This window comes from Paraburkholderia kururiensis JCM 10599 = LMG 19447, from assembly GCF_003986935.1.
In the GTDB taxonomy this organism is placed as follows: Bacteria; Pseudomonadota; Gammaproteobacteria; order Burkholderiales; family Burkholderiaceae; genus Paraburkholderia; species Paraburkholderia kururiensis.
Genome location: NZ_RJZE01000036.1, coordinates 1 through 24,717 on the forward strand (window position 1 = coordinate 1; position 24,717 = coordinate 24,717).

Sequence of the window (24,717 nt, forward strand, 5' to 3'; positions counted from 1 at the left end):
AGCACGACACAGCCAAAGAAGGAGCGAAAGAAGACCCAGATACCCACCGAATAACCCGCAAAGCTGGTCCAACGGGTGGGTCAGAATTCAATGCAAATCGTGGGTCAGGCTTCCGTGCAAATCAACAAGCAACGCCAAGGGGACTACAGCGAGCGCCCCCGTCAGCTCCCGGACCGAATAAGGTCGCGGAGTTGGCCCACACAAATCGGCCCGTACGCCCTGCAACTGCGACGCCTTGACATCCCGCAGCCCAGTGTTCGCCTCATAGCTCATTTTTTCTCCCGCTCGCTTGAGTAGCTCTCTTCAAGCAATCACGCATTACCACGGCACCTCCGATCGCTTCTTTCACGACGCGAGGCGAGACAGATAACGAACAGCGAAACCAATAGTCCGAAATGGGCCCTCAGCGACACCCGGAGAGCGAATAAAGATCGCTTATACCAGCGCGAAAAACTCGAAAACCGTAACGATCCAACTTTGCTATGCACGCAGCATATAGTCGACGATTACCTGCGCCTGCATAGCGGCAGCCTCGACTGCGGCTGCCGCACTGTCCCGTGTGACCTCAACTGGCGATACAGGCTCACCCTGCGCGTCTAGCCCCTTGATGTTGACGGCAGCGGCAAAGGCACGGGGAGGCAACCATTTGAATTCGACATTGCCTGCGCGATAGCAAACGGCTTCGAGTTCTATCGTCAATTCAAAGCCGCGATAAACGTAGATGAGTATCTGCATTGAAATGACCACAGACGAAGCGAATCGTAAGATAGAACAATACTCTTAACCAAAAGAGTAAAAGTCACGCTTTCTGAACGAAACACGTCGTGATGCGGTCGCAACGTCGACTTGTTGATCGATATCGCCCGCCTGTTCACATCCCCATGCGATCGGCATTGAGTGTCGCCGATGAGGGGGAAGCTGTTGCGAGAACGCCACGTGCTCTCGTGGCTTTGGGGTTTTTCGATCGATAGGCCGACGACGGGAAAGCAACCGATGGATTCCGGGACGCCGAATCTTGTTCAGCCCAGAGCCTGAGGTGGTACAGCGGTACAGCTGCCCAGAGCGCACGCACCTTTAGCGTTCCTTTGCATACTGTCTAGCCGACGTGAGTGTCGGTCCGCGCTTCACGACAGAATTGATCGGGGGCTATCGCCCTTCGGCGGCAGATTGAGCCAGAGCAGCGAGATCGGCAGTCATTTGTTCGAGCGCGGGTTGTCAGCCGCGATACTGCTGCTGTCGGTAGACGCGCAGCGCTGACACTCTCTCAGCACGTTACTGTGAGCCAGCAACGCGGGCGCATAGTTGCTTCCGAGTGCCGAAGCAGCCGCCGCTCGATACGCGCGAATGGTGTATCGACGGCCGTCGTCGTGTGAGCGGGTTTCAACATTGAGTCGCAGCGAAGTGCCAACCGCGAGAATGTAGCTGCTGGGACACGTTAGCGTATTGGCCGTCTCAAGAGGTCATCGAGCAGCGCGCCGTACGTGGCCACCAGTTGCCGATCATCCGGCAGATAACGGGCAATCAACGTGCGTTGCTGCTCGCGATACCAGGAGGCTTGTGCGTCGTGCGTCTCGATCGCTTCGATCACGCGTCGCGCGCCGCCGTCGACATCGTTCGCATGGTAGTAGTAGCCCAGGTCCGGACACAGCGTTGCGTTGTGCACCAGCGGATAACCCTGCCAGCACACCTCGAGATAGAAATAATTGAGCGGGTTCTCGAGCTGATGTGATATGACGATATCCGTTTGCTCCGCCAGAAACACCGGCGTCTCATGGCGCCCCATGAACACCGCCTTGTGGTTACGCACGATATCGAGCTGGTTCATCAGCGCGACAAATTCCATGCTTTCGCGCGCGATTTGCTCTGCATTCGTCACCTGCAGCAACGCGATGCTATCGGGACGCGCACGGTACGCCATTTCGGCAATCAGCGCCGGATAGAGACAAAACTTCACCACGTTGATGTTCGGTTCCATGACGGTCAAACGCTTCGAGCCGGCGTGAGGCTGATAGACGCCTCCATTCGGCAGCGTCTTCACGCGCTCATCGAGAAACATTGGGCTCCAGACGAAAGGCACCACGCGTCCGTGCAAACGCCGCAGCACCTCGAAATACGATCGGCTGATATTGTCGACCTGGGGAATGATCCAGATGTCGTCGTAGCGCTGATTGATGAACAGATTCACGCCCCACATCGGTTTGCGAAACAAAACCGATTCCATCGCGTGAATGTATTCAAAGCCGCAACAGTACGACACTAGTCGCGCGCCGCGCTGTTTCAGATAGTCGGTCCGGGTCGGATCGACCTGACCACCGAGTTCGATCATCACATCGACGGTGTCTTTCGCCGCCTCGAACGTCACGGTCGGAAAGCGCTCGAGGTCCCACGGTAGCGCCGAGGTGACCGGTATATCAGTCGTATTGACCAGAACGACGCTCGCCACTTGCGGACAATGCCGCAACGCCTCCGCAAGAAATGCCGCGTTCTGCTTGATACCGTTGTTCCAGAGGGTTTCCGCCGGATGATGCAGGCCGATGGTAATGCCTATACGCAGCCCGCTCATGACTGTGCACTCCCCGTTTGCGCCGGAACGGCCAATGAGCGGTCCAAAACCGCTTCGTCACAATGCGTGCTGTGCTTCACGAAGCCGATCATTGAATGCCTCCGCTCGACGCAACCGATGAAAATTTCATGTAACGCCGGATCGCGAGACAACCCGGCGGAGATTCGATCAACGACAAAGGCGTCGCGTGATATCCGCCCTGCTCACGTTGCGCAACGGTCTTGCACGCCACGGGAGCAACGGAAATGCGTTCCGCCGGCACCGAGCACGAGCCGTCGGCCTCCGGCACAGCCGCGTTCGCATGCGGCGCCAGCACGCCTTGGGCAAAAGCACCCGATGCCAAGAACGCCGTTAACGCCAGCGATATCAGATACGAAATGCGGTTACGCATGGAAGAGAATTTCATTACGCCTGCACCTCACTGCCCGTCGTACAACGCGGCGAGCGCATCGCCGTACACCCTGACATTGGCCTCGCTCTCGGGATCGAGCGTGCTCAAAAACGCCTTTGCGTTGCGACGATATTCGTCGAGATTGGCATCGTGCTCAGCGAACGCACGCTGCAATGCACGCCCCCCCTCTTCGCAGTCGAAGTCGTGGTAGCGGTAGCCGCAGTTCCCAATCAGGTGGGAGTTGTGAATGAGCGGATAGCCGCCGTAAAGCGCCTCGTAATAGACGTAGTTCTGGCCGTTCCCCCAATGATGCGAGACGACCGCATCGACATCGGCCGCCACGACCTGGCAAAACGGATAACGTCCCTCGAACGATGCAAGCCCGTGTTTCACGATGTCGAGGCTGCGGGCAAAACCGTTGAAGGTCACGTGCTCCTTCAGCTGAAGTGTGTTGTACGCCCACACGTGCTCCAGCATGTCGGGATTGGCGCGGTGCGCAGTCTCGCAGCACAGCATGGGAATGAAGCTTGTCTTCACCATGCAGATGTTGGGCTCGAATATCCCAACGCGCCAACGCCGACGCCCCGGCTGATAGCCGAACGTACGCCCTTCCGGCAAGCGGGCGGCCTCGCGGTCGAGCGCAAGCGGACTCCACAGATGCGGCATCATGCGGACGGGCGCACGGAACGTGCTGGCGAAATACGGTACGCAGGTTCGCTCGTACTCGGCCAGCGTCCAGACTTCGTGATAAGGCGCGCCCGAGATCAGCAGACCGTGCGGCTTGTCGAAGATCATGCGCTCGATGTCGATAACGTAGTCGTTGCCGACCCGCATCGACACGATCTTGCCGCCGCGCTCGCGAAACGCCACGGCCCAGTCGCGATCCAGTTGCGCGCTCATCTCGATCATCACGTCGAGCGTGTTTGCCGCCTCGTTCATGTCGATTAGCGGCACAGGTGAATCGGCCAGGAACTCTTTGGCGTCTTCGGGCCCGCCGTCGCCGCCGCCCGCCACCAGATACGTAGCGGAAACAAGCGGCGACCGCGCAAGCAGCATCACGAGGTACAGGCAGTTCTGATAGATGCCGTTTTCCCAGAGCGACTGAGCGCCCTTGCGGACGTAGATGGAAACGCCGACGCGCAGGCCGGCCGGCCGTGAGCCACGATTGTTTCGGGTACTCATGACTAGACCGTCCGATTCATGAAACGTGCATCGCGGCACAGATGAAGAAGGCGTTCGGCATAACCGTCAACGTTATGCCGGTTAAACGGATCGACCGATTCGAATACGCGCTGCGACCGGGCGCGGTAATCGTCGAGCTGTCTGTCGTGCTCCGCTGCGGCACGCAGCAGTTGGGCCGAGCCGAGTCGAGTTTCGAAATCGGGATAGTAATAGCCGGCGTCTTTCAGCCAGGGCGAATTGTGAATGAGAGGATAGTCGCCGTACAACACGTCAAGATAGCTGTAGTTTTGATCGTTCTGCCACTGGTGCGAAACAACCGCATTCGCGTGCTGCACCATAAAACCCACCACGTCGTGCCGGCCGTGAAATGTCGCCTTGTGCTGGCGCACCAGGTCGAGCGAATTGGCTAAATACAGCATGGTGGGATGGTCTTTCATATGCAGCGTATTGAGCACGTGCATAGCGGTGACACTCGTCGGATCCGCGCGATATGCCTCGTCGCACACGAGCATGGGGATACTCGAGCTCTTTACCACGGAAATGTTGGGTTCGAAGATGGCAACGCGCAGTCCGGAGCGCTCCCCCGTCGCCGCAAACTGTGTCGGCGTGTAGCCATACTGGAATCCCTGTTCGGCCACCTCGCGCATGCGGTGTTCGATAAACGTGGGATGCCAGATATACGGAATCTCGTAGGCTTCGCAACGCTGCAACGTGCGCAGCATCGGTGCGTAAGCAGCGTCTTTCGGTAGATACCAAACCTCGTCGCAGCGGTCGGGCCGCGGCGCATGGCTCGGCTTGTTGAAAATCGGTGATTCAACGAGGCCGACATAAGGCTGCCCGCAACAGTAATACACAACCTTCTTGCCACGTGCACGCATCAGATCGAGCCAGCCGATATCCAGCGCGCCGCCCATCTCGATGATGACGTCGACTTCGTCTGTCGCCTCGTGTGTCCTCATCAGCCGCAGATTATTCGCACCAAGGTCGACCTGTGGCGGCATGACACCCTGGTCGCCCACGTCAATCAATACGACAGACTGCACAAATGGCAAGCGTTGAAATAGCGAGGACAGAAACACGACGTTCTGCCCAAGGCCGTTTTGCCAGATGTTTTGGCCTTGGTGGGTAATGACCGAAATACCAATGCGCATTGATTTTTCCGAAATGCAATAAACCGGCCCCGCCAAAATCGGAGGGGCCGGTCGAGAATTGCCATTAAAGGCGGGCAACAGCCAGATTATGCAACCCTACATCCGTTCGCGCTACCAGGAATATCCGAAGCCAGCGTTGAACATCATACGGCTGCCATTCATTGTACTGAAGCCCATCTTCGCGATGACGTTCGGCGTGAACCGCATGCCGCCGCCGATAGCCAGCGCGGTGTAGCCACCGTAGGTGCCGATACCTGCGCTCATCGTGAACGACTTGCCCGGTTCGACCTGCGGCAGACCGGCCAATGCACCAGCCATGGCAACACCCGCGTAGGCCATCCGCGCCACGTCGTTGACGATTTGCTGGACGCCCCTCAACTGCGAAACGTTCACCGCATCGGTCGAATTCACACCCGCCACGACGTTGGTGATTCGCCGCTCGCTGCCCGAGGAACCGACGGAAACAGTGTCTGCCTCCGACGCTACAGAACCGCTGCCGAGGGCCACGGAGGTCGCCCCAGACGCAACGGCGCCCGTGCCGATCGAGGTGGCATCGCTGCCAATTGCCCGAGCATTCGCACCAACCGCCATCGCGTTTGTCGCGATCTCTGTCGCCTTGTAGCTGATTGCCGTCGTGTTGCTGCTTTGGGCAACGGCCTCGCCACCCAACGCTGCCGCACCGCGTCCGGCCGCCGTCGTACTGACACCCAATGCAACGGCGTTCGCGCCCGCGGCACTCGCGTTCACAGCCGCACGCGCCAGCGGGAGATCGCAAGCCGTCTCAATTCCCTCAAGCGCGGTCCGCATACCCAACCGTTTCGCGAGGCAAACGCATAGCTTGATGATGTGACGCGCATCTTCAAATTCACGCGCCTGCGCCACGGTAATTTCAATAATGAGGTTTTATAGCCAGTAACGTCCAAGCGCCTTCGCGAGACGGTCAGAAAACGCTTCGGACAATATCAACCCGGCGGAAACGTTAATGGACAGAGAGGTGCCCGCCGCGACCATTGCTTAAACGGCCAATGCCTGCGCCTTTCGGAGCATCGCCTCAATCAGGCGGCCCTCCAGATTCAGCGCGTGATGACTGGCATGAACACGTCTGGCCCAATGGGGCCGGGGGCGTTTGGCCATCGTGCGAGTAATTCCAGACGGTGAACGTTGCCAGTTCGGTAGTCGACGATCGGCTGAAAATAAGGAACGATTTGCCCCTGCTCGACGGCTTCGCGCACCGTTTGCTCGTCAAGCAGTGGTGCGCTATTGGCAGCTTTTTTTCAGACTGCCGCCCTATGTCGATGGCCGACGAATATCCGTCCGCGGCGCCTCGGTCTCCGGCATGATGCACACTCACAGCAAAACCGCTAGACGTAGCCGCAATCGCGGCGCACTTCACCAAAGGCGACGCCGCATCACCAGCCAACCACACGGGTATCCCGGTCGAAGTTTCCGACAAGAACATCAGGCTTCGAAGCATCGGCCATCGGGCTGGTCGGGATAGAGCACGATCGCGTCAAACCTTACACCGCGCATCGCGTCGGCCATCTCAGCCATCTCGGCCACCGATGCTACCCGCTCAAAGCGCCATCCCGATCCACAGTCTTTCTGCATCGAGTCGGAAGATATCTGGTCGGGTGCTACCACGAGAACAAAGCTGCTCGACGCGATAGCAGGTCTGTCCGTATCAGGCCTCGGACGGCCTAATGTTGCCTGGACATCCACTTCTACCCTTCCATCTCTGATGCCTACACCGTCAGGCGGTCATCAGTCGCAATCGTCCGAATGGTCTTCGACCGCCTCCAGGCGATAGCCATGCGTGTACACCGAGCGCAACCGAACCCCGGTTACGTCGCCAAGTTTCAATTTGTTTCGCAACCGGTAGATGTGTGTGTCCAGACTTCGCGAGACGCCATCTATGCCGCGCCCCCATATCAGACGGAATAGCAATTCCCTGGACATGATTCGCCCGACGTTACGGAAGAGAACCGATGCGATATCGAATTCCTTCGGCGTTAGCTCGATTTCGCGATTATCGAAGCTCACCATTCTTTGCCGCAAATCGACGACGTATCGCCCCACCACAAGACGCGTGACATTCCGACCGTCTTCCGGATAGGCACGGCGCCAGAGGGCCTCCACCCTCGCAACCAGCTCACGCCGCCGAATGGGCTTGACGATGTAATCGTCGGCGCCGGCTTGTAGCGCCGTAACCATTTCCTCTTCGCGTACACGGGCCGATAGAAACAGCACCGGCAAGGCACGGCCCATGCGCTCGCGGACCCACCCGAGAACGTCCATTCCCGATATGCCAGGAACCATCCAGTCCAGAATCAACAGGTCGACCGACGATTGTTCGACGATGCGAATCGCCTCCACACCCTCGCGTGCATTAACAACCGTGTGGCCCGCATGCTCGAGCGTGGCCTGTATGAGTTCCGCCTGAGCGTCGTCGTCTTCGAGTAAGAGAATGCGCACAATACCCCCTCAAGGCTCAATCTGCTCGGCACTAAGGCCACCCCGTGAGCCCCTGAGGATTTGATGTTTCTGGAACACAGGCGCCCATGATCTTCAGAGCGCCTTCTTCGTCTTCACACGTGTATTGAGCGAGGCAGATGCCCCGGTTCATCAGCACGCCTGCTTTGCCTGCGAAGAAATGATCGCATTTCGCCGGGCGGCGTTTGTGAACAATTCTAAATTTTCTGACCACCCCTAATGAGGCACACGTCGACACGTTTATTCGCAAGATGGAAGGGGATTGGAGAAAATTGCGAAAACTGGAAATGCACCTTTCCGCCGGAACTGAGACGAAATACGGTGATTCACCAACATACTGTCCGATCGATATTCACTATAAGCGATTTCTAAAATCGTCAACGCCGGTCAAACCGAAGCGGGATTCGACAAATATTGACCTCGCGATGGGAAGCTCTCATTAAATGCATTCATCATAAATTAATGCTATTAAATACTATCTACAAACTTTAACATCACAAATTTATAATTCCGGCCATTGAGCATCCGGGCACATACCCAAGCGCTGGATGAAAGAGATATTCCACCTGATGCTGACGAAGCGGCCTACGCGGCCCACAGGCAGTAAGCGACTCGGTGAGTACTCTGTCTCCAATAGAAGCGCACGGCCGACGCCGTGCAAATTTGCGCAGGACCGCAGCTCATCCCAGCGACGATGAGCCGCTGGAGACAAGCGACGGCAGAACGACAGACAGGGGCCCGAGCGAACCATTACAGATGAGGCTGCGGCTGATCAACGTCCGCGGCGGCCACACCTCCTTCAGGCACAACCTCCTCGAGGCAATAGCCGTGCTGATAAACCGAGCGTAGCCGCACACCGTGTTTCGACGTCAGATCGAGCTTCCGGCGCAGACGATATATATGAGTATCCAGCGTGCGCGAGTCTGACCGCACGTCTTTTCCCCACACGGCCTTGCACAGTTCGTCACGAGGAAAAATTCGGCCCGGATGTCGAAACAGAAGGCTGGCGAGGTCAAACTCGCGAGGTGTCAGCGTCTGCGGTTGCCCGGCCACGGTAACCGTCCGGTCGCGAATGTCTATCACATAGTCGCCAAATTCAATACGACTCGATTCTCGTCTTACGCCTGGATAGGCGCGGCGCAGAAGCGCCCCCACACGAGCGGTAAGTTCACGGCGGCGCACAGGCTTGATCATGTAATCGTCCGCGCCGGCTTCAAGCGCCTTGGCAACGTCGTCTTCCCTCCCGCGCGAAGTCAACATCAGGATCGGAAGATGACCGCCAATGCGTGAGCGTGTCCACGCAAGTACATCGAGCCCCGAAAGATCAGGCACAGACCAGTCGAGCACCAACAGATCCGCCGTGGCGCTCTCGAGATGGCGTACCGCAAGCCGTCCGTTATTGACGATTTCGACCTGATGGCCGGCACTCGTCAGTGCCGATTCAATCAGTTCGGCTTGGGCGTCGTCGTCTTCCAGTGCAAGTATTCTCATAACCGTTCTTCACATCGAAACCAATCAAAAAATGCCATCTTTGTATGGCGGCAAAATCGAATCGGCATTTTTTTGAAAACGTTAAGCACGCGCGCCGTACACAATTTGATGTATGTCAACGAGTGGTCGACGCGGTGTTGCAGGTCCCACATGGCTCGGCCGCGACCGTCAGGCGCGTGAACACCTCGGCGGGCTGACCACGGCAGCCCGCCATTCTGTCGACGTGCGCGCGATAGTCGCTACGTCCGCACAGCAGCAGGACGCGACCCGGCTGTCGCGTAACCGCGCGCAGCCGAAATCCGTGTCCGTCGGCGCCGCGCAGTGTATCCTCCTCCCGTTCCCGTCCACCCATTCCGTCCGGTTTTCCATACCGGCGTACCTACCGTTTTCCCCCTCGCGAGGTGAGTCGATGCGCGTTGGCAGTCCGTCGCAGCCCAGCTTCTTTCGAACGCTCCTCGACCGTTTGAAGGAACACCCGCTCGCGCGGGTCGGCCCCGGCCTCATTACAGGCGTGGCCGACGACGACCCCAGCGGCATCGCTACCTATTCGCAGGCCGGCGCGCAGTTCGGCCTCGGCATGCTATGGACCATGCCGCTCGCCTTTCCGCTCATGGCCGCTGTGCAGTCGATGTGCGCCAATCTCGGCCGCGTCACCGGCAAAGGCCTGGCCGCCAACATCAAGTCGGCCTTTCCTCCTGTCGTGCTGTATGGCCTCGTTTCGCTGCTGCTGGTGGCCAACGCGCTGAACATCGCCGCCGACGTAGCCGCCATGGGCGAAGTCGCGGAGCTGGTCACCGGCATGAACCGTCACCTGATGACGGCGCTCTTCGTGTTCGTCACGCTGCTCCTGCAGATGTTCGTGCCGTATCACCGCTACGTGTTCTTTTTGAAATGGCTCACGCTTTCGCTGCTCGCGTACGCGGCCGTACTGTTCACGGTGCACGTGCCATGGCGAGAGGTAGCGCTGCGCACGGTATGGCCTAACGTCACGTTCGATGCATCAGCGGCTGCGGTGGTAGTCGGCGTGTTCGGCACCACGATCAGCCCCTATCTGTTCTTCTGGCAGGCCTCCGAAGAAGTTGAAGACATGCACGCGAATCACGACAGCGCACCGCTCGTGCGCGACCCGCGTGCCGCGCCGGCCGAATTGCGCCGCATTCGCTGGGACACCTGGAGCGGCATGCTCTATTCGGACCTCACCGCCTGGTTCATCATGCTGGCCACCGCGCTCACGCTTCACGCGGGCGGTATCACGAGCATCGACACGGCTGCACAGGCCGCCAGTGCGTTGAAGCCGCTGGCGGGCAACTTTGCCTCGCTGCTGTTCGCCGCGGGTATTCTTGGCGTCGGCCTGATCGGCGTGCCTGTGCTGGCGGGCTCGGGCGCCTACGCGCTTGCCGAGGCCATGGGCTGGAAAGAAGGACTCGAGCGCAACGTGACCGAGGCGCGCGGCTTCTACGGCATCATCGCGGTGAGCGTACTGGTGGGCCTCGCGTTGCAGTATTCGCCCATCAGCCCCATGCGCGCGCTGTTCTGGAGCGCGGTCATCAACGGCGTGGTGGCCGTGCCGTTGATGGTGGTGATCCTCATCCTGGTTTCGAAGCATTCCGTGATGGGACCGTTCACGGCAAGCCGTCCGATACTCGCACTCGGGGGCATCGCCACCGCGGTAATGGGCGCGGCAGCGGTTGCGATGTTCGTGTTGCTTTGACTCGCGTCGCACATCGCCATGGAGCTTCGGCATCTCCGCTATTTCATCGCTGTCGCCGAATTGCGCAGCGTGCGCGCGGCCTCTGAACAGTTGCACGTCACGCAGCCCGCCATATCGCGGCAAATTCAGGATCTGGAAGACGCCATTGGTGCGGCGCTGTTCGAACGCACGCCGCGCGGCCTTAAGCTCACGGCCGCAGGAGAAGCCTATCTGCACGAGGCGCGCGAGATTCTGGCCCGCGTGGACGCCGCCAATCGCCTCGCCCGCCAGATCGCCGCGGGCCTGCGCGGCCATCTTCGTATCGGGTTCGTGGAGAACGCAGCGTGGAGCGGCATTGTCTCCGCTGCCTTGCGCACCTTCGAACAGAAAGTGCCCCACGTATCGCTCGAACTCCAGCCCATGAATACCCCGGAGCAACTCGACGCCATTGCAGCAGGTCGGCTGGACGGAGGCTTCTGCTATCGCGTGGGCGTGCCGCCGGACGGCATTGCTGGCGTGCCGGTGCTGGAACAGAACGTCGTGCTGGCCGTGCCCGAAAGCTGGCTGCTCGGCAAAGCGGGGGCGGTGGCAGCCGCCGAACTCACGGGCATTCCGTTCATCGCGTTTCCCCGGCGCGTGTACCCGTCGTACTACGATCGTTTGCTCGCCGCGTGCGCGGAGCGCGGCCTCACGCTCGACATCCGGCAGGAGGCCACCACGGAAACCGCGATTCTTTCGCTCGTCTCCGCGGAAATGGGCGCGGCCATCGTGAACGCCGCGAATCGCGAACGCCCGCCGGCCCGCGTGCGTTTCGTCGAATTGCAGGATCTGTCCGTGCCGCTGCCGCTCGAATTCTGCTTCATGGCAAACGGTGCGAACGCGGCGCTGCAACGGTTCGTCGACTTGTTGCGGCAGGCTGCACCCAGGTAAGCGGGCGCGCACGGTGATGCCTGGAAAGCATCGCCAGCCTCAGAAAACGGCATTGGCGACGGGTTTTGTCGTCGGCGATAGTAAAGATACGCGGGGCGCCGTCTCGCACGCTTACTGATCGCACCATGTCCAACCTCCCCTCTCTTATCGCCACCGACGTGGACTTCGACCGCCCGGGTTTTCAGACAGGCACGCTGCGGCTACCCTGGTCGCACGACACGTCGGCGTACGGCCACGTGCCCATTCCGCTTGCCGTGCTGAACGCGGGCACAGGCCCAACCGTCTTGCTCACCGGCGGCAACCACGGTGACGAATACGAAGGTCCCGTGGCGCTGATGAAACTGCTTCAGCGGCTGCCTTCGATGACCATTCGCGGCCGCCTCATCGTCATTCCGGCGCTGAACTTCCCCGCGTTCATCAACGGCTCACGTACCTCGCCGATCGACCGCGGCAATCTGAACCGGCTCTTCCCCGGCGCGCGCAACGGCCAACCGACGGAGATGATTGCGCACTACGTCGAAACGGAACTGCTGCCACGCGCAGACATCGTGATCGATCTCCATGCGGGCGGCGCGTCGTTCGACCACCTGCCCACGCTGCTCGCCTCGCCGCCCCCACACGGCGAACAGCGCACCCGATATTTCGAACTTGTTCGCGCGTTCGGTGCACCGAACACGATGATCATGGATTTGTTGGGCGAAGACCGCACCTTTGCGGCGGCAGCGGAACGCCACGGCAAGCTGTTCCTTTGCGGCGAATTTGGCGGCCACGCGGGCTGCGATGCGGCGAATCTCGCCATCGTGGAGCAGGGACTTGATCGCATGCTGCACCAGCTCGGCGTAACCTTCGAAACCTCGGTGCCCCGCGCAGCCGCCACGCGCTTTCTTCGCGTGGAAGGCGCGCGCCATTATGTGTATTCGCCGCTCGCCGGCGTATTCGAACCTGCCTTCGCATTGGGCGACGAGGTTCGCGAAGGACAACTGGCAGGCCGTCTCTTCGATCCGCACCGGCCATGGCAGGCGCCTCAAGACATTCACTTTCGCGGCGACGGCACCGTGATGTGCCTACGCACTTTCGCGCGAGTGGAGCCCGGCGACTGCATCGCACTGCTGGCGTCCGAAACGCACGCAGATTGACCAGAGAAAAACCACAACGATTGCCGCAGCCCGTGTGCTGTGACTCATGACCCGGGAGACGTTACATGAGTGCCCATCCCCCTTTGCCGCCTTTTCCCGAAGCCACCGCCGGCCCCGGCGAGCCGTCCGCGTGCGCCGACCGCAACGTGCGGCATCCGACCTACATCGTGTTGCTGTTCTTCGTCTGCTTCGCGTTCTCGTATCTCGACCGGCAGATCGTCAGCATTCTGGTTTTGCCTATCAAGCAGTCGCTCGCGCTTACCGATACGCAAATCGGCCTGCTACAAGGCTTTTCCTTCACGATGTGCTACGCAACGGCGGGCGTCTTCGTCGCACGACTCGTGGACCGCGCAAACCGCGTGAAGCTGATTGCCGTCTGCATCGCCATCTGGGCCATATCCACCACGTTGTGCGGCTTCGCCTCGAACTTCGGGGAACTGCTGGCGGCTCGTGCAGGCACCGCCATTGCGGAGGCCGCATTGAGCCCGGCAGCCCTCTCCATCTTCGGCGACATGTTCGCGCCGCGCAGGGTGGCACGTGCCAGCAGCGTGTTCATGCTGGGGCCGTATGTGGGCGGTGGCGTGGCGCTGTTCGGCGGCGGCATGCTGCTTTCGGCAGCGCACGGCGACGGCGCGGCGTGGCTGACCACGCACGGCGTGCAAGCCTGGCAGGCGGTATTCGTGGTGGTCGGCCTGCCTGGTCTCGTGCTCGCGGCGCTGGTCGCGTCGACGGTTCGCGAACCGATGCGCGTCGAAACGCTCGCGCACGCATCGCAGCCAAAGGACGTGGTGCCGTCACTGCGGGACGTCATGATCGAACTGTTCGTGCGCAACCGCTTTTGCCTACCCTATTTCGCGGCCTACGTGGCATTGATTACGCTCTTCTACTCGCACTCCGCGTGGTTTCCCACCTTGCTCATGCGACATTTTCATCTCTCGCCCAAGGCGGTCGGACAGATGGCCGCGCCCGCCTACATGATTGGCGGAGTACTCGGCGTGGCCTGCGCGGGCGTGCTCGCAACGCGTGTTACCAATGAGAGCGCGCTGCGTAAAGTCTTGGGCTTTTCCGCGAGCGCGGCGGCGTTACTGGTTCCCGCGGGCATCGCCATGCCGCTGGTGGGCAATAGCACGCTTGCCATCGTGCTATATGGCACGTGCGCGTTCACTGCCAGCATCGCGATGGGACTCGCGCCCGTGCCGCTGCAGATCGCCGTGCCCAACCGCATGCGGGGGCGCTCGCTCGCGTTGCTCGTGTTCATGACCAACGCAATCAGTGGGGGCATTGGGCCACTCTCTGTCGGTTACCTGAACGAACACATGGGGCAGGTGCCCAACAGCCTGGGCGTGGCGCTCGCCTGGGTGGGCGGTGTGTCCGCGCTTCTCAGCGCGGCCCTCTATGCCCTGGCCGCCCGACGCGTGTCCGTTGCGCGCATGCCGGCTTGATTGCAGAGAGCGACAAACGAACTGGACGCAAGAACGGCTATGAAAGACATTTCCCTCAGTTGGCGCTGGCGTGTAGGCGGCGCGACCATTACCCGCGTGGACGAGACCGAATTCGCACTCGCACCCGACATCCTGTTTCCCGACTGGAACGACGAGAGCGGCCACGCCCTCGAAGTCCATTTCGCAACGACGAGCCTGGACCTCACGAATCGACGCATTCCGCTCAGAACGCATCTATGGGTGGTCGAAACGGGTGATCTGACTGTCGTGGTGGATACGGGGATCGGCAACGGAAAGTCGCGGCCGTTCAGCGCGCTGTTCGACCGTCTCGATCATCCCGTGCCGGCACGCCTGGAAGCGGCCGGGCTTCGTCCCGAGCAAATCGACTATGTGTTGCTCACCCATCTGCACGTCGATCATGTGGGGTGGAACACCCATTGGTGTGACGACCGCTGGCTACCCTTCTTTCCGAACGCGACGTACGTGTTCGGCGAGCGAGAGCGCGACTACTTTTCGACGCCTCAGGGCGAGTCCCGGCGCATGGTATTCGAGGACAGCGTACTGCCCCTTATCGAAGCGAATCAGACTCGTGCGGTGCCCGACGCAGGCGAAGAAATAATCGACGGCATCCGCTTTCTGCCGACGCCGGGGCACAGCGTCGGGCACATAGCCATCGAAATCCGATCGCAAGGAGAAACCGCGCTGTTCTCCGGCGACGTCATGCACAGCCCACTGCAGGTTTATCGGCCGCAGTGGAACTCCACGTTTTGCCTCGATCAGGAGCAGGCGCGCGCATCGCGGCAATGGCTGCTCGCGCATGCCGCGAAAACAGGCGCAACCGTGTTCGCTGCGCATTTCCCGGAAACATCGGCCGGCACGGTGCGCGAGGGACGCGAAGGCTTCGAATGGCGCTATCTCACTGAGGCATCCGAATCATCCGGCAAACCGCGGCTCGGGCAGTCCGCGCACGCCCAGTCCCGTCACTGCGAATAGCCCGCCTTTGTCGCGTTCCTTCTGTGGAATACCCCACATCGGGCGGCCCATCGTCGTGACGTAAAGCGTGTCGAGATTCGGGCCGCCGAACATCACGCTCGTCAGATTACGCACGGGGAATGGCACGATGCGATCGAGCGTACCGTCAGGCGCGAACCGCACAATGCGCCCGCCGAATACGAGTGCTGACCACACGTAGCCCTCTTCATCCACGGTTGCGCCATCGAAGGTGCCCGCCATGTTGTGCGCCGAGGCGAACAGCCGGCGGTTGTTTGCCGCGCCCGTCTCGATGTCGTAGTCGTACGCGTACATTTCCTTGCTGTACGTGTCCGTGAAATAGAGCGTGCGATTGTCGGGACTCCAGCAGGGCCCATTCGAGCAGCTGATGCCGCTGTCGAGACGCGCGAGCTTGCCATCGGCATCGAGCCGGTACAACCCGCCGCTGCGGGTGGACCGCTGGCCGCGATCCGCATCGTAGCGGTCGAAATCGTAGGACATGGTGCCTGCGATAAAGCGGCCGCGGCGGTCCACCTTGCCGTCGTTGAAACGCGTCTCGGGGTCGTCGGCTTCGGGGTCTGCGATGAACTCCACCGTCTGCGCGTCGAAGTCGTAGAAATGCAGGCCGTTCGCGAGCGCCACCACCGCGCCGCCCTGCTCGCGCAGCGCCATCGAACCAATATGGCGCGGCACGAAATAGCGCTTCACGTCGGCGCCGTCGGCGCGGCAACTGTATATCTCCGCAGCGGTGCTGTCGATCCAGTAGAGCCGCTCTTCCTGCACGTCCCACAGCGGACCTTCGCCCAGGTGGTTGTTGGCATCCACGAGCAAGCGTACTTCGGGCATCGTCGTCTCCTTCCGGCTTCGGGTGGGTCAGTCCTCGTCTTCCAGCGATCGTCGATGCGCGAGCAGCGCCATCAAACGCCGATCGCGCCAGCGGCTGCGTGCTTCGATGCGATCGCGTGGCAGCATGGCGCGCCGCGCTTCATCGAGCTTGCCGAGCGTCTCGGCAGACCACGTGAACGGCACGCGCGTTGCCGCGATGCTGCGATACGTGCCGCCATATCGTGCGGCGTAATCGGCCACGCCGCCCGGCGCATTCAGATCGATGGTTTCGAACGGGCCCATGAACGACCAGCGCATGGCGAGGCCGTCGCGCATCACGGTGTCCAGATCGGCCGCGCTCGCATAGCCCTGTTCATAGAGGCTCAACGCTTCGTCCAGCACGGCACCTTGCAACCGGTTCAGCAAAAACCCCGAGATCTCTCGATTGACTGTTACGGGCTTCTGCCCCGCTTCCTCGTAAAGGGCTCGCGCGCGTTCCAAAGCTGCCGGCGTGGTCCACGGCGCGCCGCACAGCTCCACAAGCGGCACGAGCGACGGCGGGTTCACAGGGTGTGCCACGAGGCATCGCGCACGGCCTTGCAGCCCTTCCGTAAAGGTGGACGCAGGCAGCCCCGACGTGGAACTTGCCAGCAAGGCATCGGGCTTCGTGAGCCGATCGAGTTCGATGAACATCGCGCGCTTCACTTCCACCACTTCCGCGATGTTCTCCTGCACGAGTTCCGCTTGCGCGACTGTTTCGGTAAGCGTTGAGCGCGCACCGATGCGCGACACGACAGTCTCCACCGGCTCATCGATAAGACCGAACGAGGCCAGGTCCTGCACGCTCTCGCGGATTGCGGGAATCGCGCCCGCCAGCATGCCGGCGTCGGCATCGTAAATGCGCACCTCGAAGCCGCTGCGCGCGAACACGATGGCCCACGCGCGCCCGATGCGCCCTGCCCCGATCACCGCGATTGTTCTTGCTTGCATACGCTTTGTCCTCGCTATGGGTTGCAACGATCAGGCGCGCTTGTCGCGCAACGTGATAACCGCCGCCAGCACGACGAGCCCGTTGATGATGTCTCTCACCGCGGGCGGTACGGTGGTGCCCGCGAGCAGCGTGCCAAGCGCGGTCAACAGAAGCGCGCCGCCGAATACGCCGAGATAGTGTCCGCGCCCGCCCGTGATGAGCGCGCCGCCCACCACCACCACGGCGATGGAAGGCAGCAGATACGGGTCACCCATGCCGAGGAACGCCTGCGAGCTGAAGCCCGCCAGCAGCAACCCGACGAGCGCCGAGCAGAGACCCGAAAGACAATAAACCGCGATTAGCGTCGTGCCCACACGCACGCCCGAAAGCTTCGCGGCAATCGGCGAATTGCCCACCGCGTACACGCGGCGCCCAAACGGCGTGCGATGCAGCAAGAGCAGCGCGATAACGAGAAACACCGGCACGCTCCACGCCGCAAGCGAAAGCGGACCCAGTTTGCCGTTCGCGAATTCGCTGATCGCCGGAGGCGACCAGCCTTGTGGCGACCCGTTGCAGTAGATGAGCGTGAGGCCCTGCAACAGACCATTGGCGGCGAGCGTCACCACGATGGGCGGCAAGCCGAGCATCACTACGCCCACGCCATTGAACACGCCGACGAGCAATCCCACGCAGAGCACGATCGGAACGGCCCACACCGCCGCTTCGTTGAGGCCATGCGTGAGCCCCGTCAACAACACACCGGATAGCGTAATGAGCCACGGCATGGAGAGATCGAGTCCGCCTGTGAGAATGACCGCGCCCTGGCCCAGCCCGAGAATCGCAAGAAACAGCGTCAGCGTGAGCAGGCTGCTGTAAAAGTTCGCGCTGACAAGCACGCGCGGCCCATACACGAAGCCTGTGATGACCACCACGGCGAAGAAGAGCAGATATGCCGGCACGACGTACCTGGTCCACTCGCGATTGCGCTCGATCCAGTCGCCGATCACCCGGCCTTTCAATTCAGTGTTTTCGACAGGACGGAAGTCGCTCACTTCGAACGACACACGCCGCGCGTTCCTGTCGTTTCGCGCACGCGTGCCGGTTCGCACCGCCTTGAGCCACTGCGCCGCGTGACGCGCGCATTCGTGCGCGGCCGACTGTTTGCCAATGGACGAGCCCAGCACCGCAAGAATCAGGATCACCGCTTCGGCGATCGTCGTGAAGAATGCCGACACGTTCAGAACCAGCAGGATGTTCACGGTGATCATCAGCGTCATGGCGGCAAATACAGTGCCCACGCAACCGCCACGGCCACCGCCCAACAGCGTGCCTCCCAGCACGACAGCCGTGAACATGGAAAGCAGCAGAGGACGGCCAACGAGCGGATCGGCAGAACCCGTTTGCGCCGACACATAGAGGCCAGCCGCCGCGTAGAACATGCCTGCGAGCGCATAGGTCGCAATGCGATACCGCGTGACCGGCATGCCGTTCGCGTAGGCGCTGTCGGGGTCGCTGCCCAGCGCATAGATGCCCACGCCCAACCGTGTGCTCTTGATGAACGCCCAGACAAGCAGCGCGACGATCAACACGCCGGCGGACATCGGCACCTTCTCGGGAATCAGATCTGCCGTGAGCACGGCGCCGAACTGATCGCCCACGCTGCCGCCGGGCTTGTTCTGGATGAGCAGCGTGAGGCCTTGCACCATGAACATGGTGGCGAGCGTAACGACGATGGATTGCAGACGGAACCACGCAATCAGCGCACCGTTCATGAGCCCGATGCCGCCGCCAATCGCGAGGATCAGCGCCGCGCCGCCCCATTGCTCCACGGGAGAACCCTGCACGAAGCGCACGGCAAGCACGTTGGCGAGCGATACGACAGCGGACGCCGACAGATCGAAACCGCCCGAGAGCACAACGATGGTCTGCCCGATAGCCGCGAGCGCCAGCGTGGACGCACTCGAAATGACCGAGCCGACGTCATAGAATCCGACCGGCGTGGCGGATAACGCGACCCACGCCACGAGCATCAACACGAGCGCGCTGATGGCGATGATGAGCCCGCGATGATGATCGAGGCGCGCGCCCCATCCCACGCGCGCACCGGGGCGGACGATCTCGCTGTCGGGCGACGCAATGGCAATTTTCATGAGCAACCTCTCAGCTGGAAAGCATCTTGCGCATCACGTTCTCTTCGGTGAGCGCATCGCCCGATAGTTCGCCGACATTGCGGCCGCGGTACATCACCGAAACGCGATCGCACACGTTGACGAGTTCGGGCACATCGGTCGAATAGAACAGCACCGCGCCGCCCGCCGCCGCGAAGGCGCGCATCAGCACGAAGATCTGATGCTTGGTGCCCACGTCGATGCCGCGCGTCGGGTCGAACATCAACCAGACGCGGCTTTGCGTGAGCAGCCACTTGGCCATCGCGATCTTCTGCTGATTGCCGCCCGAGAACGACAGACACGGTTTGTAGAGTGCGCGCGGATTCACTTCCATCTGCGCGAGCGAACGGCGGATCGCGGCCTGCTCGCGCTTGCGGTCGATCAGCCCGAAACGCGAGTAGCGTCCTATCACCGGCAGCGACACGTTCTCGCCGCCGGGCAGGCGCAGGAAGAGCCCTTCGGTCTTGCGGTCTTCGGGCAGGAAGCTCGTGGATACGCCGGCCTTCAGCGAATCCGCCGTGGAGGTCAGCGTGACCGGCCGGCCGTCGATGCGAATCTCGCCGTCGTCGATATAGGTCGCACCGAAGAGCGCCTCGAACAGCTCGCGCTGGCCCATGCCCTGCAGCGCGGCAATGCCGTGCACCTCGCCGGGCATGAGCGCAAGATCGAAATCTTCGACGACGCTATCCACGCGGACGCTTCGGGCCTCGATGGCCGGCACCTGCGCTGCACCTTGCGCCTGCGCGGGCGGCGCAACCTTCGGCGGATACTTCGCTTCCATCGAGCGGCCAATCACGAGGCGAATCACTTCGTCATCCGATATGTCGGCCGTATCGAATGCGCCCACGTCGCGCCCGTTGCGATACACCGTGAGGCTGTCGCAGAACTCGCGCACTTCCTGCATGCGGTGCGAGATAAACACGAAGGTCACGCCGCGTTCCTTCAGTTCGTCGATGCGCCTCGCAAGCCAGGCGACGTCGCGGCCGGAAAGCGCGGAGGTCGGCTCGTCGAGCAGCAGCACTTGCGGCGCGCGCACCATCGCCTTCGCGATTTCGATCTTCTGCCGAACGGGCAGAGAAAGGTCGCGAATGTAGGCGCCAGGCCGCACGTCCGCGAGTTCGAGACGATCGAGCCATTCAGCCGCTTTACGCTGCGCCTCGCGCTTTCTGATTCGCCCCAGAAAGCCCGTAGGCTCGTACGACATGAGCAGGTTCTGCGCAACCGTGAGATCGCGCACCAGCGTCATTTCCTGAAACGCCGTCTGCACGCCGGCGCGATGCGCGTCTTTCGGCCCGCGCATCGCGACCTCGCTGCCCATCACGCGGATGCTCCCCGCATCGGGCTGCATGAGCCCCGAAAGCAGCTTGACCGTGGTGGACTTGCCCGCGCCGTTCTCGCCGAGCAGCGCATGCACGGCGCCGCGCTTCACTTGAAACGATGCGCCGTCCAGCGCAACCGTCGCGCCGAAGCGCTTGGTGACCTTCTCGATATCGATCGCAAGCGATGTCATCGAATCACCTCCTCGTTGTGCCGCAGTCAGTCCTGGTTGCCGGTCAGCGCCGCATTGAAGCCCACTTCCTTCGTGTCGTCGGAATAGATGTCCGCGAACCAGCCCGGGGGCACCTTGTCGGGCGGGAACGCCGTACAGCCCGCCTTCAGTTCGTCGATGCTGCCGGTCTTGCAGAGCTTCGAGTCTGCGGTCTGCACGAGCGGCAGTTTCAACGTGACATGCGGCGGAAAGTCTTTGCCTTCCAGTTTTTGCACGGCGAGCTTGAGCGCCATCGCGCCCGAATACGGCGGCGCACCGTACGAGATGGAGCGATAGCCGATGGCACGATAGGCGCCCTCACCCTTCACGGTGCCCGGCGGCAGCATCTGCACGCGGTGTCCGTTTGACGATTCGCCCGCGCACGGCTTGATCTTGTCGTCGGCAATGCCCGCGTCCAGTTGCATCGATGCCGCCGTGAAGCAGCCCACCTGCATCCACAGGCCGTCGATCTTGTCCCAGCTATGGGTTGCGAGAATCTTCGAGAGTTCGGTCTTCGCGGTGGCCTGGCTCCACATGCCAGTGCCTTCCGCAATCACCTTGATGCCGGGGTATTTCGCGAACACGGCCTTGGCGGCTTCGGTGCGGGCGCGGTCCACGGAGGTGCCCGGCACGCCCGTAATCATCACGACATTGCCTTTGCCGTTGATCGTCTTCGCGAGCCATTCGGCGGTAACGGTGCCGGCCTGGTGCTGGTCGATGGTGACGTTGTGCGCGCACGGTTCGGTGACTTCACCGTCGTAGGCGGCCACCACCACACCCTTCGAGCACGCGTTCTTGATGGCGCGATTGAGCGCCGTGGGCGAGATCGGGTAGATGATGATGGCCTTCGCGCCCGCCTGCACCATCGAGTTGATCTGCTGGATCTGTTTCTGTGCGTCCGTGCCCGCCACCTGTACTTCGAGATCCACCTTGTCCTTGAGCGCGGGCGTATTGGCCATTGCCTTGACCATGTTCGCGGCCTCGGTCTGCCAGTCGTTGCCCACATAGCTCATCGACAGGAACACCTTGTATTTGCCGGCCGCCACGGCAGGACCCGAAACGGCGAGCGCGGCGGTGAATGCGAGGCCGAGTGCGAGGCTGAATGCAACCCGGCCCGCATGACGGATGCTGTGCGTCAATGCTTTCATGTCTTCCTCCGATGCTTCTTTATTGATGTGTGACTGCGCTTTTACTTCGCGACGTGCGGCAGGCGAGCGTTCGCCGGCAATACGATTCCCGCGCTACCGGGCAAGACGTTGGGGTCGTGCCCGGGTATGACGAAGTCCGCGATCTGCCGGATACGCGCAAGCGTGTTCATCTCCGCCAGCGTTTCGTGCACGATGCCTACCGGCACGAGGTCGACGATGTTTTCCATGCAGTTCGCGCAATCGCCCGCAATCAGCACGACACCGTCTTCCGTATCGACCGCAACAGACTGATGGCCTGGCGTGTGTCCTGGCGTGGGTACTACACGCACGCCGGGCACGATGTCGGTCACACCGTTCACGAAGTGCCAGCGGAAATACGCGAGCGGCTCGCGGCCAATCAGGAATTCCTGGTAATACGTTGCCTGTGTGGGCAGCGGGTGACAGGCGTAGTCCCACTCCTTTTCCTGCACCACGAAACGCGCATTGCGAAAGAGCGTGTTGCCGCCCGAGTGGTCGTAATGCAGATGCGTGTTGATGACGATATCGACCTCGTCCGCGCGCCAGCCAACGTATTCCTTCAGCGCGCGCTCCAGCTTCTCCTCCGGTGCCTGATCGCAGGGACATACGAAGTTCGAGACCCAGCCCGGGTCGTGAATGCCGGTATCCACCACGATCTTTTTCTGCGCCCCGACGATCGCCGTGGACCACACGGGCACCTTCATCTGTTGCCCGAAGTAACGGCCATAGACCTGCGACGAGCGGTCCACGGTAAGCCAGCCCGTCGGCATCGCGACCACTTTCAGTTTGCTGCGCGCACTGCCGTTCACGATGCCTCCGCGTGTCAGAAGTTGGTTTGTGCTGCGCCCTTGAGTTGCAACATTTCGCGTGCCTCTGCGGGCGTCGCGACGTCGAGCGAAAGCCCTTCGATCACCTGACGGATCTTGCGGACCTGCGCGGCACTCGATTCGGCAAGCTTGCCCGGTCCGAGCCACAGCGAGTCTTCCAGCCCGACGCGCACGTTCGATCCCTGCGCAACGCCGATCGAACCCAGCGGAATCTGATTGCGGCCTGCGCCCAGAATGGACCACACGTAGTCGTTCCCAAACAGACGGTCGGCGGTGCGCCTCATGTGCGCGAGGTCTTCGGGATGCGGCCCGATGCCTCCCAGTAGACCGAACACGCTTTGCACGAAGAACGGCGGTTTCGCGAGCCCGCGATCCACGAAATGCGCGAGGTTGTAGAGATGCGAGATGTCGTAGCACTCGTACTCGAAGCGCGTGCCGTTCGCACTGCACGACGTGAGGATGTATTCGATGTCCGCGAAAGTGTTCTTGAATACGAGATCGCGGCTGTTTTCCAGATGTTTGCGCTCCCAGTCGTACTTGAGGTCCTTGAAACGCTCCAGCATCGGATAAAGGCCGAAGTTCATCGACCCCATGTTGAGCGACGCCACTTCGGGCTTGAAGTGATGCGCGGGCTTGAGACGCTCGGCTACCGTCATATGCGGGCTGCCGCCCGTCGTGATGTTGATGACGGCGTCCGTTTCCGCCTTGATGCGCGGCAGGAAGGCCTGAAATACAGCAGGGTCTTGCGTGGGATGGCCGTCATCCGGATCGCGCGCATGCAGATGCAGAATCGCGGCACCTTCCTTCGCGGCGGCCAGCGCCGCGTCGCCGATCTGCTGCGGGGTGACGGGAAGATAAGGCGACATCGACGGCGTGTGGATCGCGCCCGTCGGTGCACACGTGATGATGACCTTGCGTTTCGTTGCCATGTGTTCGGTCCTCGCTGTTCTCAGAGCACTTCGACATTGCCGCAGACGGAGATGGCCTGCCCCGAGATACCGCTGCCCGCCGGCGAACAGAGGAAGAGCGCGGTGGCGGCCACTTCCTCCGGCGTCGTCATACGGCGCAGCGAAATCTTCTCGAGGTATTGCTTCTCCATCTCTTCGTAAGAGAGATTCAATTGCGCCGCACGTGCGGCGATTACGCGCTCGATGCGCGGGCCTTTCACGATGCCCGGTTGAATTGCATTGACGCGAATGTTCGATGGGCCCAGTTCGATTGCAAGGCTCTTCGTGAGTCCGACCACGGCCCACTTGGTCGCCGAATACGGCGTGCGAAACGCGTAGCCGAGCCGGCCCGCCACCGACGAGAGCGCGATGATCGTTCCGCCGTTTTGCGCATTGCGCAGCAGCGGCACCGCGCGGCGCGCGAAATAGAACTGCGCATTGAGATTGACGTCGATCGTGGTTTCCCACTCTTTCACGTCGAATTCGTCGATGCCGCCTGTTGGACCTGCAATGCCCGCGTTGTTGACGAGCACGTCGAGTCCGCCCAGTTCTTTCTGCACGTCGGCAAACACGCGCTCGACGGCATCGCGATCGGATACGTCCGCGAGCGTTGCACTAATGCGGCTAGAGTCAGCGTTGGCTTGCGACTGGGCAAGCGCATCGATCGCATCGGCGCTCGCATCGCAGACATGCACGCGCGCACCCGTTTCAACGAAGGCCCGCGCGATTACGAGCCCAATGCCCGATGCGCCGCCTGTAATGAGCACGCGCAAGCCCGCGTGCGGTTTCAGCATCTGCAGAACCGTCATTGCCTTTCTCCGTTTTCTTGT

22 protein-coding genes are annotated in these 24,717 nt (G+C 61.4%); 5 read left to right on the top strand and 17 right to left on the bottom strand.

Annotated features, from left to right (window positions below; all coding sequences use genetic code 11):
• Nucleotides 1-480 precede the first annotated feature (480 nt).
• From PKKP23_RS30660 to PKKP23_RS30700, 9 genes are all read right to left on the bottom strand, one after another.
• Nucleotides 481-735 carry a hypothetical protein gene (locus tag PKKP23_RS30660; RefSeq protein WP_126879660.1) on the bottom strand — a complete coding sequence of 85 codons (255 nt, stop codon included), beginning with the start codon at nt 733-735 and terminating at the stop codon, nt 481-483.
• A 700-nt stretch (nt 736-1,435) separates the two neighbouring features.
• The gene (locus PKKP23_RS30665) at nt 1,436-2,563 is read right to left on the bottom strand and encodes a DUF2827 domain-containing protein (protein WP_126879661.1); all 1,128 of its coding nucleotides are present in this window, start codon (nt 2,561-2,563) and stop codon (nt 1,436-1,438) included.
• A gap of 88 nt (nt 2,564-2,651) precedes the next feature.
• The gene (locus PKKP23_RS30670) at nt 2,652-2,954 is read right to left on the bottom strand and encodes a hypothetical protein (RefSeq protein WP_126879662.1); all 303 of its coding nucleotides are present in this window, start codon (nt 2,952-2,954) and stop codon (nt 2,652-2,654) included.
• Between the two features lie 27 nt (nt 2,955-2,981).
• Nucleotides 2,982-4,136: a DUF2827 domain-containing protein gene (locus PKKP23_RS30675; RefSeq protein WP_126879663.1), complete on the bottom strand. Its 1,155-nt coding sequence runs from the start codon at nt 4,134-4,136 to the stop codon at nt 2,982-2,984.
• 2 nt (nt 4,137-4,138) lie between these two features.
• Nucleotides 4,139-5,287 (bottom strand): DUF2827 domain-containing protein, encoded by a 1,149-nt coding sequence (locus PKKP23_RS30680; protein WP_126879664.1) that lies wholly within the window; start codon nt 5,285-5,287, stop codon nt 4,139-4,141.
• Nucleotides 5,288-5,398: 111 nt separating this feature from the next.
• Nucleotides 5,399-6,169 carry a YadA family autotransporter adhesin gene (locus tag PKKP23_RS30685; protein ID WP_240659209.1) on the bottom strand — a complete coding sequence of 257 codons (771 nt, stop codon included), beginning with the start codon at nt 6,167-6,169 and terminating at the stop codon, nt 5,399-5,401.
• A gap of 191 nt (nt 6,170-6,360) precedes the next feature.
• Entirely contained in the window at nt 6,361-6,519 is a 159-nt protein-coding gene (locus PKKP23_RS35015; RefSeq protein WP_161978170.1) for an EAL domain-containing protein, read from the bottom strand.
• A 529-nt stretch (nt 6,520-7,048) separates the two neighbouring features.
• Nucleotides 7,049-7,759, bottom strand: a complete 711-nt coding sequence (locus PKKP23_RS30695) for a response regulator transcription factor (RefSeq protein WP_017777282.1) — start codon at nt 7,757-7,759, stop codon at nt 7,049-7,051.
• A 768-nt stretch (nt 7,760-8,527) separates the two neighbouring features.
• Entirely contained in the window at nt 8,528-9,268 is a 741-nt protein-coding gene (locus PKKP23_RS30700) for a response regulator transcription factor (RefSeq protein WP_126879665.1), read from the bottom strand.
• Between the two features lie 409 nt (nt 9,269-9,677).
• Here PKKP23_RS30700 and PKKP23_RS30710 point away from each other — a divergent pair, with 409 nt between their 5' ends.
• From PKKP23_RS30710 to PKKP23_RS30730, 5 genes are all read left to right on the top strand, one after another.
• The gene (locus PKKP23_RS30710; RefSeq protein WP_126879667.1) at nt 9,678-10,979 is read left to right on the top strand and encodes an NRAMP family divalent metal transporter; all 1,302 of its coding nucleotides are present in this window, start codon (nt 9,678-9,680) and stop codon (nt 10,977-10,979) included.
• Nucleotides 10,980-10,997: 18 nt separating this feature from the next.
• Entirely contained in the window at nt 10,998-11,888 is an 891-nt protein-coding gene (locus tag PKKP23_RS30715) for a LysR family transcriptional regulator (protein ID WP_126879668.1), read from the top strand.
• Nucleotides 11,889-12,013: 125 nt separating this feature from the next.
• A complete protein-coding gene (locus PKKP23_RS30720; protein WP_126879669.1) occupies nt 12,014-13,024 on the top strand; it encodes a succinylglutamate desuccinylase/aspartoacylase family protein in 1,011 nt (336 codons plus the stop codon).
• Between the two features lie 65 nt (nt 13,025-13,089).
• Nucleotides 13,090-14,466: an MFS transporter gene (locus tag PKKP23_RS30725; protein ID WP_240659210.1), complete on the top strand. Its 1,377-nt coding sequence runs from the start codon at nt 13,090-13,092 to the stop codon at nt 14,464-14,466.
• 39 nt (nt 14,467-14,505) lie between these two features.
• The gene (locus PKKP23_RS30730) at nt 14,506-15,459 is read left to right on the top strand and encodes an MBL fold metallo-hydrolase (RefSeq protein ID WP_126879670.1); all 954 of its coding nucleotides are present in this window, start codon (nt 14,506-14,508) and stop codon (nt 15,457-15,459) included.
• Here PKKP23_RS30730 and PKKP23_RS30735 read toward each other — a convergent pair.
• From PKKP23_RS30735 to PKKP23_RS30770, 8 genes are read right to left on the bottom strand one after another with little or no spacing between them, the layout of a single operon-like run.
• Nucleotides 15,400-16,302 (bottom strand): SMP-30/gluconolactonase/LRE family protein, encoded by a 903-nt coding sequence (locus PKKP23_RS30735; protein WP_126879671.1) that lies wholly within the window; start codon nt 16,300-16,302, stop codon nt 15,400-15,402. The two genes, PKKP23_RS30730 and PKKP23_RS30735, sit on opposite strands and share 60 nt — an antisense overlap.
• Before the next feature lie 27 nt (nt 16,303-16,329).
• Nucleotides 16,330-17,271, bottom strand: a complete 942-nt coding sequence (locus PKKP23_RS30740; RefSeq protein ID WP_126879672.1) for a 3-hydroxyacyl-CoA dehydrogenase — start codon at nt 17,269-17,271, stop codon at nt 16,330-16,332.
• Between the two features lie 30 nt (nt 17,272-17,301).
• On the bottom strand, nt 17,302-19,401 hold the full coding sequence (locus tag PKKP23_RS30745) for an ABC transporter permease subunit (RefSeq protein ID WP_126879673.1): 2,100 nt from the start codon (nt 19,399-19,401) through the stop codon (nt 17,302-17,304).
• A gap of 10 nt (nt 19,402-19,411) precedes the next feature.
• A complete protein-coding gene (locus tag PKKP23_RS30750; RefSeq protein ID WP_126879674.1) occupies nt 19,412-20,929 on the bottom strand; it encodes a sugar ABC transporter ATP-binding protein in 1,518 nt (505 codons plus the stop codon).
• A 26-nt stretch (nt 20,930-20,955) separates the two neighbouring features.
• Nucleotides 20,956-22,095, bottom strand: a complete 1,140-nt coding sequence (locus PKKP23_RS30755) for a sugar ABC transporter substrate-binding protein (RefSeq protein ID WP_126879675.1) — start codon at nt 22,093-22,095, stop codon at nt 20,956-20,958.
• Nucleotides 22,096-22,136: 41 nt separating this feature from the next.
• Complete coding sequence (locus PKKP23_RS30760) at nt 22,137-22,883, bottom strand: MBL fold metallo-hydrolase (protein WP_126879700.1); 747 nt, start codon at nt 22,881-22,883, stop codon at nt 22,137-22,139.
• Nucleotides 22,884-22,936: 53 nt separating this feature from the next.
• The gene (kce, locus tag PKKP23_RS30765) at nt 22,937-23,869 is read right to left on the bottom strand and encodes a 3,5-dioxohexanoate:acetyl-CoA acetone transferase (protein WP_126879676.1); all 933 of its coding nucleotides are present in this window, start codon (nt 23,867-23,869) and stop codon (nt 22,937-22,939) included.
• Nucleotides 23,870-23,889: 20 nt separating this feature from the next.
• On the bottom strand, nt 23,890-24,696 hold the full coding sequence (locus tag PKKP23_RS30770; RefSeq protein ID WP_126879677.1) for an SDR family oxidoreductase: 807 nt from the start codon (nt 24,694-24,696) through the stop codon (nt 23,890-23,892).
• Nucleotides 24,697-24,717: the final 21 nt, after the last annotated feature.

Bases quoted from the DNA above. Each gene is read 5' to 3' on its own strand.
- PKKP23_RS30660 (WP_126879660.1), bottom strand. From the start codon at position 735: ATGCAGATACTCATCTACGTTTATCGCGGCTTTGAATTGACGATAGAA.
- PKKP23_RS30665 (WP_126879661.1), bottom strand. From the start codon at position 2,563: ATGAGCGGGCTGCGTATAGGCATTACCATCGGCCTGCATCATCCGGCG.
- PKKP23_RS30670 (WP_126879662.1), bottom strand. From the start codon at position 2,954: ATGCGTAACCGCATTTCGTATCTGATATCGCTGGCGTTAACGGCGTTC.
- PKKP23_RS30675 (WP_126879663.1), bottom strand. From the start codon at position 4,136: ATGAGTACCCGAAACAATCGTGGCTCACGGCCGGCCGGCCTGCGCGTC.
- PKKP23_RS30680 (WP_126879664.1), bottom strand. From the start codon at position 5,287: ATGCGCATTGGTATTTCGGTCATTACCCACCAAGGCCAAAACATCTGG.
- PKKP23_RS30700 (WP_126879665.1), bottom strand. From the start codon at position 9,268: ATGAGAATACTTGCACTGGAAGACGACGACGCCCAAGCCGAACTGATT.
- PKKP23_RS30710 (WP_126879667.1), top strand. From the start codon at position 9,678: ATGCGCGTTGGCAGTCCGTCGCAGCCCAGCTTCTTTCGAACGCTCCTC.
- PKKP23_RS30715 (WP_126879668.1), top strand. From the start codon at position 10,998: ATGGAGCTTCGGCATCTCCGCTATTTCATCGCTGTCGCCGAATTGCGC.
- PKKP23_RS30720 (WP_126879669.1), top strand. From the start codon at position 12,014: ATGTCCAACCTCCCCTCTCTTATCGCCACCGACGTGGACTTCGACCGC.
- PKKP23_RS30725 (WP_240659210.1), top strand. From the start codon at position 13,090: ATGAGTGCCCATCCCCCTTTGCCGCCTTTTCCCGAAGCCACCGCCGGC.
- PKKP23_RS30730 (WP_126879670.1), top strand. From the start codon at position 14,506: ATGAAAGACATTTCCCTCAGTTGGCGCTGGCGTGTAGGCGGCGCGACC.
- PKKP23_RS30735 (WP_126879671.1), bottom strand. From the start codon at position 16,302: ATGCCCGAAGTACGCTTGCTCGTGGATGCCAACAACCACCTGGGCGAA.
- PKKP23_RS30740 (WP_126879672.1), bottom strand. From the start codon at position 17,271: ATGCAAGCAAGAACAATCGCGGTGATCGGGGCAGGGCGCATCGGGCGC.
- PKKP23_RS30745 (WP_126879673.1), bottom strand. From the start codon at position 19,401: ATGAAAATTGCCATTGCGTCGCCCGACAGCGAGATCGTCCGCCCCGGT.
- PKKP23_RS30750 (WP_126879674.1), bottom strand. From the start codon at position 20,929: ATGACATCGCTTGCGATCGATATCGAGAAGGTCACCAAGCGCTTCGGC.
- PKKP23_RS30755 (WP_126879675.1), bottom strand. From the start codon at position 22,095: ATGAAAGCATTGACGCACAGCATCCGTCATGCGGGCCGGGTTGCATTC.
- PKKP23_RS30760 (WP_126879700.1), bottom strand. From the start codon at position 22,883: ATGCCGACGGGCTGGCTTACCGTGGACCGCTCGTCGCAGGTCTATGGC.
- kce (WP_126879676.1), bottom strand. From the start codon at position 23,869: ATGGCAACGAAACGCAAGGTCATCATCACGTGTGCACCGACGGGCGCG.
- PKKP23_RS30770 (WP_126879677.1), bottom strand. From the start codon at position 24,696: ATGACGGTTCTGCAGATGCTGAAACCGCACGCGGGCTTGCGCGTGCTC.